This window comes from Crossiella sp. NPDC003009 (genome assembly GCF_053591555.1).
This window is the reverse complement of record NZ_JBSFUA010000021.1, coordinates 103,140-120,713: the sequence shown is the minus strand read 5'-3', so window position 1 is coordinate 120,713 and position 17,574 is coordinate 103,140. Positions and strand designations below refer to the sequence as shown.

General features: G+C 73.6%; 2 protein-coding genes (1 of these 2 cut by a window edge). Both read right to left on the bottom strand.

The features are described 5' to 3' along the window. Window positions 1–31: 31 nt before the first annotated feature. Window positions 32–14,170, bottom strand: a complete 14,139-nt coding sequence (locus ACWDY5_RS22590) for a type I polyketide synthase (protein WP_449724145.1) — start codon at window positions 14,168–14,170, stop codon at window positions 32–34. Then, window positions 14,167–17,574: the 3' end of a type I polyketide synthase gene (locus ACWDY5_RS22585; protein WP_449724144.1), read on the bottom strand. It continues 25,935 nt past the right edge of the window; 3,408 of the gene's 29,343 nt are visible here — the last part of the coding sequence; its start codon lies beyond the right edge, outside the window; its stop codon occupies window positions 14,167–14,169. Before ACWDY5_RS22585 ends, ACWDY5_RS22590 begins: the two co-directional genes overlap by 4 nt.

Sequence of the window (17,574 nt, the reverse complement as noted above, 5' to 3'; positions counted from 1 at the left end):
TGCTTGAGGAAGTGCCGCAACCTGTCGTCGGTCATGAGATCCCGAACTCCTTGCCGATGAACTCGAACATCTGCTCGTCCGAGGCCGAGTCGAGCTGCTCGGTGGCCAGCACGTTGTCTCCCTTGGCGTTCCACTGCCCGAGCAGCTCCCGCAGCCGGGCGCCGATGGCGCGATGCGCCGTCTCGTCCACACTCGTCGCGGCCAGGGACGCCGCGAGCCGGTCGAGTTCGGCCTGGACGGACGGCCCTTGACCGCCCTCGCCGAACAGTTCCGCGGCCAGCTGCTCGGCCAGTGCCCCCGGGTTGGGGTGGTCGAACACCAACGTCGCGGGCAGCCGCAGGCCGGTGGCGCTGTCGAGGCTGTTGCGCAGTTCGACCGCGGTCATCGAGTCGAAACCCAGTTCCTGGAAAGCCCGGCCGGGTGGCACGGCCTGTTCATCGCGCAGGCCGAGCACCGCGGCGGTGTTGCGCCGCACCAGGTCCACCAGTCGCTGCCGCCGGGTGACCGGATCGAGTCCGGCGAGGTCGCGGACCAGGTCCTCGGCCGCACCCGTGGCGGGGGCGAGCCGGCGCACCTCGGGCAGGGACTCGATCAGCGGGCTGGGCCGCATCAGGTTGAACAGCGGCGCGATCCGTGCCCAGTCGATATCGGCCACGGTCAGCGCGGGCTCGGCCCGCCCCAGCGCCCGGCCCAGCGTGGCCAGGGCCAGGCCCGGTGGCAGCGCGAGCAGGCCGCGGCGGCCGAGCGGCAGGCCGTCCTCGCCAGTGAGCACGTGTTCGGCCATGCCGCCACCGGCCCACGGCCCCCAGGCCACGGTGGTGGCGGGCAGGCCGTCGGCGTGCCGGCGGGCGGCGAGCGCGTCCAACGCGGCGTTGGCGGCGGCGTAGTTGCCCTGACCCGGCGAGCCGAGCACCCCGGCGATCGAGGAGAAGGTGACGAACGCGGTCAGCTCACGGTCGCGGGTCAGTTCGTCCAGGTGCAGGGCGCCGAGCACCTTGGCCCGCAGCACCCGATCGAACCGCTCGGCGTCGAGTGAGCCGAGCACACCGTCGTCGAGCAGTCCGGCGATGTGGAAGACCGAGGTCACCGGATGCGCGCTGAGCAGTGCGGACACCGCGTCCCGGTCGGCGACATCGCAGGCGAGCACGGTGGCCTTGGCGCCCAGTTCGGCGAGTTCGGCGCACAGCTCCTGCGCGCCGGGCGCGTGCGGGCCCTGGAGGTTGGCCAGCAACAGTTCCCGGGCGCCCGCGGCGGCCAGCCAGCGGGCCAGGTGCCTGCCGAGTGCGCCGGTGCCGCCGGTGACCAGCACCGCTCCGTCGCCGGGACTCCAGATCGCGGTGGGCCGGGGCGGGGCGTGTTCGAGGCGGCGGGCGTGGCCGCCGGTGGCGCGCAGGGCGAGCTGGTCCTCACCGGGTAGCGCGCCGCCCAGCACGGCCGCGACCTGGGCCAGGGTGTCCGGGGCCGGGTTGGCGGGCAGGTCGAGCAGGCCGCCCCAGTCCTGCGGATACTCCAGTCCGACCACTCGGCCCAAGCCCCAGATCTGGGCCTGCGCCGGATCGGCGGGTTCACTCTCCATTGTGGACACCGCTTGCCGGGTGAGGCACCACAGCGGTCCGTGGCCCTGCCCGGCGAGGGTCTGGACCAGGGTGAGGGTGGCGGCCAGGCCCTGGGAGACGGCGGGGGTGCCGGGCTTGGCGCGCTCGTCGAAGGAGAGCAGGGACAGGACACCAGCGAGCGGACCGGTTTCGCGCACTCGGGCCGCCAGGTTGGTGTCCTGGTCGAGTTCCAGCCACACCGGCTCCGCGCCGCGGTTCCGCAGTTCGGCGCGGAGTCCGGCCGCCCAAGGGAGGTCGATGCCCGCGGGTGCGACTACGAGCCAGGTTCCGGTGAGGATGCCGCCGGCGACCGGGCCGAGTGGCTGCCAGGTGATGCGGTACAGGCAGTCGTCCACCCGGGAGTCCTCGGCGTGGCGGCGGCGCCAGGCGGCGAGTTTGGGCAGCACCGCGCCCAGTGCGGGCGCCTCGACGTCGAGCTGGGCGGCCAGCGAGCCGAGATCGCCCTGCTCGACCAGGTCCCAGAACGCGGTGTCGGCCTGCTGCGGCGGTTCCAGGTCCACCCAGTACCGCTCGCGCTGGAAGGCGTAGGTGGGCAACGGAACCCGGCGCGCGCCGCGTCCGGCGAAGAAGGCGGTCCAGTCCACCGGGACCCCGGCGATGTGCAGCCGGGCCAGGGCGGTCAGCAGGGTGCGGGGCTCGTCCCGGTCCCGGCGGGCGGTGGCCGCGACGACTGGGGGCTGGTCCAGGCAGTCCTCGACCATGGCGGAGAGCACCGCGTCCGGTCCGACCTCCAGGAACCGGGTCACTCCCTGCCCGGCCAGGCCGCGCACCGCGTCGGCGAACCGCACGGCCTCCCGGACGTGCCGCACCCAGTACTCCGGCGTTGCCGGATCACCATCCACAGTGGACACGATGGGGATCCGGGGCTGCGCGAAGGACAGTTCGCCCACCACGGTCCGGAACTCGTCGAGTATCGGGTCCATCAGCGGCGAGTGGAAGGCGTGTGATACCGGCAGCTGCTTGGTCTTGTGCCCGCGTTCGGCAAGCGTCGCGGCGATGGCCAGCACGTCGGCCTCGGCACCGGAGAGCACCACGGATTCCGGACCGTTCACCGCCGCCGCCGCGGCCAGTTCGGTCAGCAGTGGCTCGACCTCGGCCAGTGGCGCGCGCACCGAGACCATCACGCCACCGGCGGGCAGCGCCTGCATCAGGCGGCCTCGCGCGGTAATCAGCCTGGCCGCGTGCGGCAGGGACAGGATCCCGGCCACGTGCGCGGCGGCGACCTCGCCGATGGAGTGCCCGGCCAGCAGGTCCGGCCGCACGCCCCAGCTTTCGAGGAGCCGGAACAGCGCGACCTCGACGGCGAACAGCGCGGGCTGGGTGAACTCAGTCTGTCCCAGGCGTTCCGCATCCGACCAGATCACCGCACGCAGTTCGGGGTCCAGTTCGGCGCAGATCTCGTCGAAGGCGGCGGCGAAGACCGGGAAGGTCTTGTACAGCTCCTGGCCCATGCCGAGTCGTTGCGCGCCCTGGCCGGAGAACAGGAAGGCGAGCTTGCCCGGCCGCACCTCGCCCAGCACCACGTTCGCCGCGGCCTCCCGCCCGGCCAGCGCGCTGAGTCCGGACCGGAACTCGGCCGGCTCGGCGCCGAGCACCACGCCCCGCCAGGACAGTGCGGCCCGGCCGGTGGCCAGCGAGTACCCGGCCGACACCACGTCCTCGTCCACAGTGGACAGCAGTCGGTCGGCCTGGGCACGCAGGGCGTCCTCGGTGGCCCCGGAAATCACCCACGGGACCAGCGCCGGGGCGGCCGGTTCCGACTCGATCGTCACCGGCGGCTGCTCGATGATCACGTGCGCGTTGGTGCCGCTGATCCCGAAGGAGGACACCCCTGCCCGGCGAGGGCGGCCGTTGTCCGGCCAGTCCACCGCCTTGGTGAGCAGTTCGACCGAACCGGCGGACCAGTCCACGTGCGGGGAGGGTTCCTCGGCGTGCAAGGAGGGGGGCAACTGGTTGTGCCGCAGGGCCTGCACCACCTTGATGATCCCGGCGGCCCCGGCCGCGGCCTGGGTGTGCCCGAAGTTGGACTTGATCGACCCGAGTCGCAGCGGGGTGTCCCGGTCCTGTCCGTAGGCGGCCAGCAACGCCTGTGCCTCGATGGGGTCGCCCAGCACGGTGCCGGTGCCGTGGGCCTCGACCACGTCCACATCGGACGGTCGAAGACCCGCGTTGGCCAGGGCTTGCCGGATGACCCGTTGCTGAGCCGGTCCGTTGGGTGCGGTGAGGCCGTTGGAGGCGCCGTCCTGGTTGACCGCGCTGCCGCGCACCACGGCCAGCACCGGGTGGCCGTTGCGCACGGCGTCGGAGAGCCGTTCCACCAGCAGCACGCCCGCGCCCTCGGACCAGCCAGTGCCGTCCGCGCCGGCGCCGAAGGGCTTGCAGCGGCCGTCGGCGGCGAGTCCGCGCTGGCGGCTGAACTCCAGGTAGAGGCTGGGGGTGGACATCACCGTGACACCACCGGCCAGCGCCAGATCGCACTCCCCGGACCGCAGGGCCTGCACGGCCAGGTGCAGGGTGACCAGCGAGGAGGAGCAGGCGGTGTCCACGGTGAGCGCGGGGCCGGACAGGCCCAGGGTGTAAGCGATCCGGCCGGAGGCCACACTGCCTGAGTTGCCGGTGCCGAGGTAGCCCTCCAGGCCCTCCGGCACGGTGACCATCCGGCTGCCGTAGTCGTGGTACATGACGCCGGTGAACACGCCGGTCTGGCTGCCGTGCAAGGACTTCGGGTCGATGCCCGCGTGTTCGACCGCCTCCCAGGAGGTCTCCAGCATCAGCCGTTGCTGCGGGTCCATGGCCAGCGCCTCGCGCGGGTTGATGCCGAAGAAGGCGGCGTCGAACTCGGCGGCCTCGTGCAGGAACCCGCCCTCGCGAGTGTAGGTGCGGCCGGGCAGGCCCGGTTCGGGGTCGTAGATCCCGGCCACGTCCCAGCCGCGGTCCTCCGGGAACCGGGAGATCGCGTCCTCGCCCGCGGCGACCAGCCGCCACAGGTCATCGGGCGAACTGACGCCGCCCGGGTAGCGGCAGGCCATGCCGATGATCGCGATCGGCTCGGTGTCGGCGGTCCGCATCCGGCGGACCGGAGTGGCAGGATCCTCTTGTCCGCCAAGGAGTTCGACGAAGAGGTGCTCGACAAGGGCCAGCGGGGTCGGGTAGTCGAAGACCAGGGTGGCTGGCAGTGGCAGCCCGGTGCGGGTGGTCAGGCCGTTGCGCAGTTCGACCGCGGTGAGCGAGTCGAAGCCGAGGTCGGTGAAGGCGCTGCCGGGTGCGATGGTCGCACTGCCGCCGTGGCCGAGCACCAGGGCGATCTGGCGGCTGACCAGGTCCAGCAGCTCCTCCCGGGCGCCTGCCTCGGGCAGGGTGCGCAGCCGGGCACGCAGGGTGGTGGTGTCCGCGCTGCTCTGCTGGGCCCGGCGGCGGACCCGGATCAGCCGGTGCAGCAACGGCGGCAGCATCCCTTCGGTGGCCAGCGGCCGCAGCGCGGCCAGGTTGAGCCGGGTGGTGACCAGCGCGGGCAGCGGCAGGCGCAGGGCGGTGTCGAACAGGGTCAGCGCCTCGGCGTTGCTCAGTGGCGCAATGCCGTCCCTAGTCAGCCGGGTGCCGTCCAGGTCGCCGCTCATCCCGCCCGCCTCGGCCCACCAGCCCCAGGCCAGCGACTGGGCGGGCAGCCCGGTGGCGTGCCGGTGTTCGGCGAGGGCGTCCAGGAAGACGTTCGCGGCGGCGTAGTTGCCCTGGCCGGGTCCGCCCATGGCACCCGCGGCCGAGGAGAACAGCACGAACATCGACAGGTCGAGGTCCCGGGTCAGCTCGTGCAGGTGCCAGGCGGCCTCGGCCTTGGGGCGCAACACGGTGTCCAGACGTTCCGGGGTGAGCGAGCCGATCACGCCGTCGTCGAGCACCCCGGCCGCGTGCACCACACCGGTGAGCGGGTGCGCCGGGTCGATCGAGTTGATCAGCTCGGCCAGCGCGGCGCGGTCGGCCACATCGCAGGCGACGATCCGCACCTGGGCGTCCAGTGTGGACAGTTCGGCCGCGCCGGGCGCGTCCGGGCCTCGGCGGCTGGCCAGCACCAGGTGCTTGACCCCGTGCGTGCCGACCAGGTGCCGGACCACTGCCGCGCCCACGCCGCCGGTGCCGCCGGTGACCAGCACGGTGCCGTGCCGGGCCGGGGTTTCCGGGTCGGCGGGCGCCGGGACCCGGGTGAGCCGGGGTGCGTACAGGGCGCCGGACCGGACCGCGAGCTGGGGTTCGCTGACAGTGTGCGCGCCGGGCAGGGCCGCGGTGTCCTCGGCGTCGATGAGCAGGAACCGGCCGGGGTTCTCCGCCTGGGCCGAGCGGACCAGGCCCCAGACCGCGGCCCCGGCCAGGTCGGTAACCCCTTCACCGGCAACGGAGATCGCGCCCCGGGTGTGCACGACCAGGCGGGCGGCGGCGAAGCGGTCGTCCGCGAGCCAGTCACGCAGCACGGCGAGCACGCGGCTGGTGGCGGCGCGCACCGCGGCGGGCACGTCAGCGTCCGGGTCGGTGGTGCAGGGCAGCACGACCACGTCCGGCACCTCGGCCAGTTCGGCCAGTCCGTTTTCGCCCAGCCAGACCGCGGTGACCGGGGCGGGTTCCGGTCCGGAGACCTCGGTCCAGTCGATCCGGAACAGCGAGTCGTGCACGCCGCCCCGGCCCAGCGCGAGATGTTCGGCCGAGACCGGCCGGGACACCAGGGCCTCGATCGAGGCGACCTCGGCGCCGCCGGGGTCGGCCACGGTCAGCGACACGGTGTCCTCGGCGGGCCGGGACAGCCGGACCCGCAGCGCGGTCGCGCCGGTGGCGTGCAGGCGCACGCCGCGCCAGGCGAACGGGAGTTGCGCGCGTTCGGTTCCGCCAGTCAGCGCGGCGCTCTGCAGGGCCGCGTCGAGCAGGGCGGGGTGCAGGCCGAACCCGGTGGGGCTCGTGGCCTCGGGCAGTTCGACCTCGGCGAAGACCTCGGCCTCCCGCCGCCACACCGCGCGCAGGCCGCGGAAGGCGGGGCCGTAGCCGAAGCCGCCCTCGGCGAACCGGTCGTACAGCCCGTCCAGGGACACCGGTTCGGCGTCGGCCGGTGGCCAGTCCGATTCGGGTGCGGGGGTGGCGGAGTCGGTGCTGAGCAGGCCGCGGGCGTGGCAGGTCCAGGTGTCCGCGGTCACCGCGCGTTCCGGCCGGGAGTACACGCTCAGCGCCCGTCGGCCGTCTTCCAGCGCGGTCACCGCGACCTGGAGTTGCACGGCGCCGCGTTCGGGCAGGACCAGCGGGGATTCCAGGGTGAGTTCGGCCAGTGCCGGGCAGTCCACCCGCTCGCCCGCGTGCAGGGCCAGTTCGACAAAGCCGGTGCCGGGGAACAGGATGCTCTCGCCGACCACGTGATCGGCCAGCCAGGGCTGGGTGTCCACCGAGACCCGGCCGGTGAGCACCAGTCCGCCGGAGTCAGGCAGCGCGACCGCCGCGCCGAGCAGCGGGTGCTCGGCCGGTTCGACGCCGAAGCCCGCGGCATCCCCGGCCGGTGCGCCCGCGGCCGGCCAGAACCTGGTGCGCTGGAAGGCGTAGGTGGGCAGCTGGACCCGGCGGGCGCCACGCCCGGCGAACACCGCGGCCCAGTCCACTGGCAGTCCGGCCACATGCAGTCCGCCGAGGGCGGCGAGCACCGCGCGCGGCTCGTCCCGGTCACCGCGCAGTCCGGGCACCACGATCTCGCCCGCGGTGAGGTTCTCCTGGGCCAGTGCGGTCAGGGTGCCGCCCGGACCGGCCTCCAGGTAGGCGGTGACGCCCTCCGCGGCCAGGCGCTGGATGCCATCGGCGAACCGCACCGGCTCCCGCACCTGACGCACCCAGTACTCCGCCGTCGCCGGATCGCCGTCCACAGTGGACACGATGGGGATTTCCGGCTGGGCGAAGGTCAATCCTTCGACCACGGTCCGGAACTCGTCGAGCACCGGCTCCACCATGGGCGAGTGGAACGCGTGCGAGACCCGCAGCTGCTTGGTCTTCACACCACGCTCCGCCAGGGTCTCCGCGATCGGCAAGACCTCGGCTTCGGCACCGGAGATCACCACCGACTCCGGCCCGTTCACCGCCGCCACGCTGACCAGGTCGGTGAGCAGCGGCTCGACCACGTCCAGTCCGGCGCGCACCGAGACCATCACGCCGCCCGCGGGCAGCGTCTGCATCAACCGGCCGCGCGCGGTCACCAGACGGCAGGCGTCTGCCAGGGAGAACACCCCGGCCACGTGTGCGGCGGCGATCTCGCCGATGGAGTGCCCGAGCACGAAGTCCGGGCGCAGCCGCCAGCTTTCGAGGAGCCGGCACAGCGCGACCTCGACGGCGAACAGCGCAGGCTGGGTGAACTCGGTCCGTCCCAGGCGTTCGGCATCCGACCAGATCACCGTGCGCAGTTCGGGGTCCAGCTCCGCGCACACCGCGTCGAACGCCTCGGCGAAGGCCGGGTACGCGTCGTACAGCTCACGGCCCATGCCGAGTCGCTGCGCGCCTTGGCCGGAGAACAGGAAGGCCAGTCCTCCGGCGACCGGGTTGGCCGCGTCCTCGCCGGTGGCCGTGCTCAGCGCCTGGTCCAGTTCGGCCCGGTCCGCGCCGACCAGCACCGCGCGGTGCTCGAAGGCCGAGCGGGTGGTGGCCAGGGAGTAGCCGATGTCCACCGGGTCCAGCTCGGGCCGCTCGGCCAGGAACCCGGCCAGTTGCCCGGCCTGGGCGCGCAGGGCGTCGGCGGTCCGGCCGGAGAGCAGCCACGGGGTGACGCCCGGCTGCGTGATGCGCTCGGTGACCGGGATGGCGGGCGGTTGCTCGATGATCACGTGCGCGTTGGTGCCGCTGATGCCGAAGGAGGACACCCCGGCACGGCGCGGGTGGCCGTTCTCGGGCCAGGCCACCGGTTCGGTGAGCAGCGAGACCGATCCGGCGGACCAGTCCACATGCGGGGAGGGTTCGGTCACGTGCAGTGTGCGCGGCAACTGGTTGTGCCGCAGGGCGAGGATCATCTTCATCACCCCGGCGACCCCGGCCGCGCCCTGGGTGTGCCCGAGGTTGGACTTGAGCGAGCCCAGCCACAGCGGGGTGTCCCGGTCCTGGCCGTAGGCGGCGAGCACCGCGGACGCCTCGATCGGATCGCCCAGCACGGTGCCGGTGCCGTGCGCTTCGACAGCGTCCACTTCGGACGGTCGCAGACCCGCGTTAGCCAGTGCCTGCCGGATCACCCGCTGCTGGGCCAACCCGTTCGGCGCGGTCAGGCCGTTGGACGCGCCGTCCTGGTTGACCGCACTCCCCCGCACCACGGCGAGCACTTCGTGCCCGTTGCGCAGTGCGTCGGAAAGCCGTTCCACCAGCAGCACACCCGCGCCCTCGCCCAGGCCGGTGCCGTCCGCCTCGGCCGCGAACGCCTTGCAACGGCCGTCGGCGGAGAGGCCGCGCTGGCTGCTGAACTGGACGAACATGCCGGGAGTGGCCATCACGGTGACACCACCGGCCAGCGCCAGATCGCATTCGCCGCTGCGCAGGGCCTGGGCGGCCAGGTGCAGGGCGACCAGGGAGGCCGAGCAGGCCGTGTCGATGGTGACCGCCGGGCCCTCCAGTCCGAGGGTGTAGGCCACCCGGCCGGAGAGCACGCTGGCCGCGCTGCCGGTGCCCACGTAGCCCGCGTCGGCGTCCGGGGCCTGGTAGGCGCCGGTGGCGTAGTCCTGGGCGTTGGTGCCAACGAACACCCCGGTGGCGCTGCCCGGCAACGACTTCGGGTCGATCCCTGCCCGCTCGAACACCTCCCAGGAGGTTTCCAGCAACAGTCGTTGCTGCGGGTCCATCGCGGCGGCCTCGCGCGGGTTGATGCCGAAGAAGGCCGCGTCGAATTCCGGGGCCTGGTAGAGGAACCCGCCCTGCTGGGTGCTTGAGCCGCCGTCGGCGAGGGCGGCCAGGTCCCAGCCGCGGTCGGCCGGGAAGCCGGAGATCGCGTCCCGGCCCTCGGCGAGCAGCTGCCACAGCTGTTCCGGCGCGGTGATGCCGCCGGGCAGGCGGCAGGCCATGCCGACGATCGCGATCGGGTCGCCGGAATCCACCGCCGCGCGCACGGGTGTGGTCGCTGCGGCGGGTTCGCGCAGCAGTTCGGCCCGCAGGTGGGTGGCCAGGGCAGTGGCGGTGGGGTGGTCGAAGACCAGGGTGGTGGGCAGCCGCAGGCCGGTGGCGGCGCCGAGCCGGTTGCGCAGTTCGACCGCGGTCAGCGACTCGAAGCCGAGTTCCTTGAACTGCCGGTCCGGCGCGATACCAGCGCTGCCCTGATGGCCGAGTGCGGCGGCGACCTCGGTGCGCGCCAGTTCCAGCAGCACCCGGTGCTGTTCGGCAGCGGCCAGTCCGGACAGCCGTTGGCGCAGCGCGGATCCGCCACCTTCGGCGGCTGCCTCGGCGAGTCGCCGGACCTCGGGGATGGCGGCGATCAGCGGGCTGGGGCGGGCCACGGTGAACACCGGGGCGAACCGGGCCCAGTCCAGGTCGGCCACGGTGGGGTTGACCTCGTCCCGGTCCAGGACCTGGCGCAGTGCGGTGAAGGCGACCTCGGCGCTGAGCACGTTCACCCCGTGCCCACGCACCCGCTCCCCGGCGGCGGAGGGCTTCCCGCCGGATTGCCAGAGGCCCCAGGACACCGCGGTGGCCCGGACGCCGCGCCGCCGCAGGTTCCCGGCGAGCGCGTCCACGTAGGCGCTGGTGGCGGCCATCGCGGCGTGTTCGGCGCTGCCCCAGACGCCGACGATGGAGGAGAAGCAGAGCACCGCGTCCAGTGCGGCCAGATCGGGCAGGTCGTCCAGGCAGGCCAGGCTGTCCGCGGTGGCGGCGACCACCTCGGCGAGCCGCTCCGGGGTCAGCTCGGCGAGCGGGGTGAGGTCCATCCGGAGCACGTCGTGCACCACCGCGCGCACCGGACCGTGTTCGGCGACCAGAGCGGCCAGGGTGTCCCGGTCGGCGGGTGCGGGCAGCGGCACCGGCCGCGCGCCCTGTTCGGTGAGCCAGGCGGCGATGGCCGCGCCCTTGTCCGGATCGCTCGCGCAGACCAGCACGGTGCCGGTGGGCCGCCAGGCGTCCGGGTGGACCGGGCCGGTGCTGGCGCGGACCAGTCTGCGCAGGAACATCCCGCCCGGCCGCAGCGCCACCTGGTCCTCACCATCCATAGTGGACAGCGCGGCGGCGAGCAGGCGGTCGGTGTCCTCGGCGGGCTGGGCGGGCAGGTCGACGAGTCCGCCCCAGCGGCGGGGTGCCTCCACCGCGGCGACCCGGCCGAGACCCCAGACCTGGGCGGCCACCGGGTCGGCGGTCTCCTCGACGGAGACAGCGACCGCGTTGCGGGTGAGGCACCACAGCGGCGCGTCGATCTCGTTGTCGGCCAGGGCCTGGAACAGACTCAGGGTGCCGACCGGTCCGGTGCCCAGCGACAGCACTCCGGCGAAGGACTGCTCGGCGACCGGACGCAGCAGCTCGGTCAGGGCCGACCGGTCGGCGGTGGGGTCGATCTCGAACCGGACGAGGTTGGCGCCGAAGGCGGCCAGCTCGACTGACTGATCTGCGGGGGCGAGCAGCAGCCAGGTGCCGGTGAGCGCGGGTTCGGCCGGTTCGGCGCGCTGCCAGTCGATCCGGTAGCGCAGGCCGTCGGCGAGCTGGTCCTCCCTGCGGCGACGCCGCCAGGCGGAGAGCATGGGCACCAGTTGATGCAGGGACCCCTCGTCCGCCACGCCGAGGGTGCCGGCCAGTTCGGTGAGGTCGGCGCGTTCCACCGCGCGCCAGAACTTCTCGTCCACCGGGTCGGTTCCGGCGGGCAGGCCGGTGTTGTCCAGCCAGTAGCGCTGCCGCTGGAACGCCGCGGTGGGCAGGTCCACCGGTCGCACCTGGCCGTACCGTGCGGTGAAATCGACCGGCACACCCTGGGTCCATGCCTCGCCGAGGGCGGTGAGCATCCGGCGCGGGCCGCCGTCCTCGCGGCGCAGGGAGCCGACCACCACGGCCTCGACCCCGAAGTCCTCGGCGGTGGCGGCGACCGCGGTGCTCAGCACCGGGTGTGCGCCCAGTTCGACGAACACGCCGTGCCCGTCGGCGAGCAGGGCGCGCAGGGTGTCTCGCACGGCCATCGGCCTGCGCGCGTTCTCCAGCCAGTACCCGGCGTCCAGCGCCGAACCGTCGAGGGGTCCGGCGGTGACGGTGGAGTAGAAGGCGATCTCCCCGTCGGTGGGCTGGACCGGGGACAGTGAGCCGATCAGGCGTGTCCGCAGCGGGTCGACCTGATCGGTGTGCGAGGCCACGGTGTCCGGCACGATCCGGGCCCGCACGTCATCCTGGGTGCAGTCCTCGACGAACCGGGTCAGCAGCTCGGTCTTTCCGGCCACCGCGACCGCGCACGGCCCGTTGACCCCGGCCAGCACCAGTCCCGGGTAGCCGGGCAGCCGCTGCTCGACCTCCTCGGCGGTGAGCGCGACCGAGGCGATCATGCCCTTGCCGACCAGCTCGTCGGCGAACAACTGGCTGCGCAGGGCGATGATCCGGGCGCCGTCGCTGAGGGAGAGCGCACCGGAGACGCAGGCCGCGGCCACCTCGCCCTGGCTGCTGCCGAGCACCGCGGCCGGGTGCACGCCGTGCGCCCGCCACACCGCGGCCAGGGACACCATGACCGACCACAGCAGTGGCTGGAGCACCTCGATCCGGCGCATGGCAACGGGATCGGCGAGCATCGGCCGCGGATCCCAGTCCAGGAACGGCTCCAGCGCGGCGAAGCACTCGGTCATCCGGGCGGCGAACACCGGGTCGGCGGCCATCAGCTCGACCGCCATCCCGGCCCACTGCCCGCCCTGACCAGGGAAGACGAAGACGATCTGACCGGGTTTGACCACCCGGCCCTGCACCACCTCGGTGGCCGGGCGACCGGCGGCGAGTCCGGCCAGCTCATCGCGCAGTTCGGCCCGGTCCGCGCCGAGCAGCACCGCCCGCTGTTCCAGGGAGGCCCTGGTACGCAGCAGCGCATGCCCGACCTCGGCGGCCCCCAGTTCCGGTGATTTGTCCACAGTGGACAAGAGGCGGGCGGCTTGGGCACGCAGTCCGGCCGGGTTCCTGGCCGAGAGCACCCAGGGCAGCAAGCCGTTCCGCGGCACTGACTCCGGTTCGGTGACCGGCGGCGCGGCTTCGAGGATGAGGTGCGCATTGGTGCCGCTGATGCCGAAGGAGGACACCCCCGCCCGGCGCGGCCGGTCGCCGTCGGTCCAGTCCACCGCCTTCGTGAGCAGCTCGACCTTGCCCGCGGCCCAGTCCACGTGCGGGGTCGGCGCGTCCACGTGCAGGGTGCGCGGCAACCGGTTGTGCTGCAAGGCCAGCACCATCTTCATCACACCGGCGGCACCGGCGGCGGCCTGGGTGTGACCGATGTTGGACTTGACCGAGCCCAGCCACAGCGGAGTGTCCCGGTCCTGCCCGTAGGTGGCCAGCAGCGCCTGGGCCTCGATCGGGTCACCCAGTGCGGTGCCGGTGCCGTGCGCCTCGACAACGTCCACTTCGCACGGTTGCAGGCCTGCGTTGGCCAGTGCGGCCAGGATCACCCGCTGCTGCGACGGTCCGTTCGGCGCGGTGAGGCCGTTGGACGCACCGTCCTGGTTGACCGCACTGCCGCGCAGCACGGCCAGGATCGGGTAGCCGAGGCGCTGCGCGTCGGAGAGCCGGGCCACCGCGAGCACACCGGCGCCCTCAGCCCAGCCTGCCCCGTCCGCCGCGGCGGCGAAGGCCTTGCTGCGGCCGTCCTTGGCCAGCGCGTCACCGCGAGAGAGTTCGATGAACACGCCGGGGGTGGACAGCACGGTGACGCCACCGGCCAGCGCCAGATCGCATTCCCCGTTGCGCAGGGCCTGCACGGCCAGGTGCAACGCCACCAGCGACGAGGAACACGCCGTGTCCACGGTGACCGCCGGGCCCTCCAGGCCGAGGGTGTAGGAGACCCGGCCGGAGAGCACCGCGGCCGAGTTCCCGGTGATCAGGTGACCTTCGACCGCCTCGGGCAGCTCGTGCAGGCCGGTGGCGTAGTCGTGGCTGCTGCACCCGGCGAACACCCCGGTCCGGCTGCCGCGCAAGGAGGTCGGGTCCAGCCGGGCGCGTTCCAGCGCCTCCCAGGAGATCTCCAGGAACAGCCGCTGCTGCGGGTCCATGGCCAGCGCTTCCCGCGGCGAGATGCCGAAGAAGGCGGCGTCGAACTCGGCTGCCTCCAGCAGGAATCCGCCCTCGCGGACGTAGCTGGTGCCGGAGTTGTCCGGGTCCGGGTTGAACAGCGCGTCCAGGTCCCAGCCGCGGTCGGTGGGGAAGCCGGAGATGGCGTCGCCGTCCGCGGTGAGCAGCCGCCACAGGTCAGCCGGGGAGCTGATGCCGCCCGGGTACCGGCAGCCCATGCCGATGATGGCGACCGGCTCGGTGCTCGCGGCGACCAGTTGCTCGTTGACCTGCCGGAGCCGCTCGACCTCCTTGAGCGAGGACCGCAGCGCTTCGACGAACTCCTTGGGTGGCGTGCTCATGACTCTCCCATCGCCAGGCGCAGCAGGCTTTCCGCGTCCATGTCATCGATCGAGGGCGCGCCGTTCGCGCCCGCCGGTGCGGTGTCGCTCTCGCCTGCCAGCTGGACCAGGACGTTGAGCAGTCCGGCCTGACGCAGGCGGCTGACCGGGATGGCCGCGAGCAGGCGGCGGACCTCGGTCTCCTCGGTGTCCGGGTGGTGCCCGTTGGCGTCCGGGGCCAGCACGGTGTGCAGGTGCGCGGCGAGTGCGGCCGCGGTGGGGTGGTCGAACACCAACGTGGCCGGCAACCGCTGGCCGGTGGCGGCGGCCAGGCCGTTGCGCAGTTCCACCGCGCTCAGCGAGTCGAAGCCGAGGTCGGTGAAGACGCGTTCCGGGTCGACCGCGTGCCCACCGGAGTGACCGAGCACCGCCGCGACCTGACCGCGCACCAGTTCCAGCAGCACGGCCAGCGATTCGGCCGGAGACCGTCCGGCCAGCCGCCGCCGCAGGGCCGCCGCGCCGCCGCCGCGCTGGGCGGTGCGCCGGGTGCGGACCAGGCCGCGCAGCAGGGCGGGCAGGTGTTCCCGCGTGCGCAGTCCGGCCAGGTCCAGCCGCAGCGGGACCTGGGCCGGGGTGGCCAGGCTGAGCGACCGGTCGAACAGCGTGAGCGCCTCCGGGGTGGCCAGCGGGCGTACCCCGTCCTTCGGGGTCCGGCCGCCCATGCCGCCGGTGTCCGCCCACAGGCCCCAGGCGAGGGAGTGCGCGGGCCGTCCGGTGGCGCGGCGGTGCGCGGCCAGGCCGTCCAGGAAGGCGTTGGCCGCGGCGTAGTTGGCCTGGCCCGGCGCGCCGGTGACCCCGGCGGCCGAGGAGAACAGCACGAACGCGGTCAGATCCAGCTCGCGGGTCAGTTCGTGCAGGTGCCAGGCGGCATCGGCCTTGGCCCGCAACACAATGTCCAGCCGCTCGGGGGTCATCGACTCGACCACGCCGTCGTCCAGCACGCCCGCGGTGTGCACGATCGCGGTGACCGGGTGCGCGGCGAGCAGTCCGGCCAGGGCGTCCCGGTCGGTGACATCGCAGGCCACCACGGTGACCTCGGCGTCCAACTCGGCCACCAGCTCGGCCGCGCCGGGCGCGTCCGGGCCGCGGCGGCTGGCAAGGACCAGTTGGCGCGCCCCGTGTTCAGCCACCAGGTGGCGGGCGAGGAGCGCGCCCAGCGCGCCGGTGCCGCCGGTGATCAGCACGGCGCCGGTGTCCCAGCGCGGCGCGTCGGCGCCCGTGCCGGTGGCGGCGGCGAGCCGGGGCACCCGGATCTCGTTGTCCCGCAAAGCGAACTGGGGTTCGCCGGTGGCCAGTGCCGCGGTCGGCAACTCGGCCGCGTCCACCAGCACGAACCGGTCCGGGTGTTCGGTCTGGGCCGAGCGGACCAGGCCCCAGACCGCGGCGCCTGCCAGGTCGCGCACCTCTTCACCGGCGACGGAGACCGCGTCCTGGGTGTGCACGACCAGCCGGGCGGCGGCGAACCGCTCGTCCGCCAGCCAGTCCTGCAGCACCGCCAGCACCCGGCCGGTGGCCGTGCGCACCGCGGCGGGCACCTCGCCCGGTTCGGCGCGCACGGTCAGCACCACCGCGTCGGGGACCTCGGTGAGTTCGGCGAGGCCGCCGTCACCCAGCCAGGCCACCGACAGCTCAGCGTTGTCCGGGGTGGCCAGGACCGGCCAGTCGACCTGGTACAGCGCGTCGTCCGCGGTGGTGTTGGCCGCAGCGAGCTGTTCCGGGGGCACCGTGCGCAGCACCAGCGAGTCGACCTCGGCCACCGGGAGTCCGCTGTCGTCGGCCAGGTGCAGTCGCACGCCGCTGCCCTCGGGGATCAGCCTGGCGCGCAAGGAGGTCGCGCCGGTGGCATGCAGGCGCACGCCGGTCCAGGCGAACGGCAGGCCGGGTCCGCCGGTGGACTCGCCCTGGGCGGCCAGCACGTGCAGCACCGAGTCCAGCAGGGCCGGGTGCAGGCCGAAGCAGGCGTTGGCCGAATCGGGCAGGGCCAGTTCGGCGTACAGCTCGCCGTCGTGCCGCCAGGCCGCGCGCAGGCCGCGGAACACCGGTCCGTAGTTCAGTCCGGCCTCGGCCAGGCGGTCGTACAGCTCTTCCACCGCAAGGCTTTCCGCCCCGGTGGGCGGCCAGTCGCCGAGTACGGCCGGGGTGGTGGTGTCGGCGCTGAGCAGGCCGCGGGCGTGGCAGGTCCACGGTTCGGTCCGCGCGTGCTCCGGGCGGGAGTGCACGGTGACCGGGCGCCCGCCCTGTTCCGCCGCGCCGACCGAGACCTGCACCTGGACACCACCGTGGGCGGGCAGCACCAGTGGTGCTTCCAGGGTGAGTTCGGCCAGCACCGGGCTGTCCATCTGCTCACCCGCGCACAGGGCCAGTTCGACAAATCCGGTGCCGGGGAACAGCACCAGCTCGCCGACCGCATGGTCGGCCAGCCAGGGCTGGGCGTCCAGGGACAGCCTGCCGGTGAGCACCGCGCCTGCCCCCTCGGGCAGCAGCACGGCGGCGCCCAGCAGTGGGTGGTCCATGGCCTGCTGACCGATTCCGGCGGCATCCCGGGCGGCACTGGCCGCGTCCAGCCAGTAGCGCTGGCGCTGGAAGGGGTAGGTGGGCAGGTCGACCCGGCGGGCGTGTTGGCCCGCGAACACCGCGGTCCAGTCCGGGGTGATCCCGGCGACGAACAACCGGCCCAGCGCCTCGGTCACCGATCGTGGTTCGGTCCGGTCCTTGCGCAGGCCCGGCACCAGGATCTCGGCCGCGGTCAGGGTTTCCTGGGCCATCGCGGTCAGCGCGCCACCCGGTCCGATCTCCAGGAACGCGGTGACGCCCGCGGCGGCCAGCTCGGTGATGCCGTCGGCGAACCGCACGGTCTCCCGCACGTGCCGCACCCAGTACTCCGGCGTGGCCCAGTCACCATCCACAGTGGACACAACCTGGATCTCCGGCGTGCTGAACCCGATCTGCTCGACCACGGTCCGGAACTCCTTGAGCATGGGTTCCATCAGCGGCGAATGGAAGGCGTGCGAGACCCGCAGCCGCCGGGATTCCCGCCCCAGTGCCTCGGTGATCGCCCGCACCTCGTCCTCGGCACCGGAGATCACCACCGACTCCGGTCCGTTCACCGCGGCCACGCTGACCAGCCCGGTCAGCAACGGCTCCACCTCCGCCAGCGCCGCCCGCACCGACACCATCACGCCGCCGCCGGGCAGCGCCTGCATCAACCGGCCGCGCGCCGTGACCAGGCGGCAGGCGTCTGCCAAGGAGAACACCCCGGCCACGTGGGCGGCCGCGATCTCGCCGATGGAGTGGCCGAGCACGAAGTCCGGCCGCACCCCCCAGCTCTCCAGGAGCCGGCACAGCGCCACCTCGACCGCGAACAA

Coding starts and splice junctions, on each gene's coding strand:
- ACWDY5_RS22590 (WP_449724145.1), bottom strand. CDS start 14,170: ATGAGCACGCCACCCAAGGAGTTCGTCGAAGCGCTGCGGTCCTCGCTC.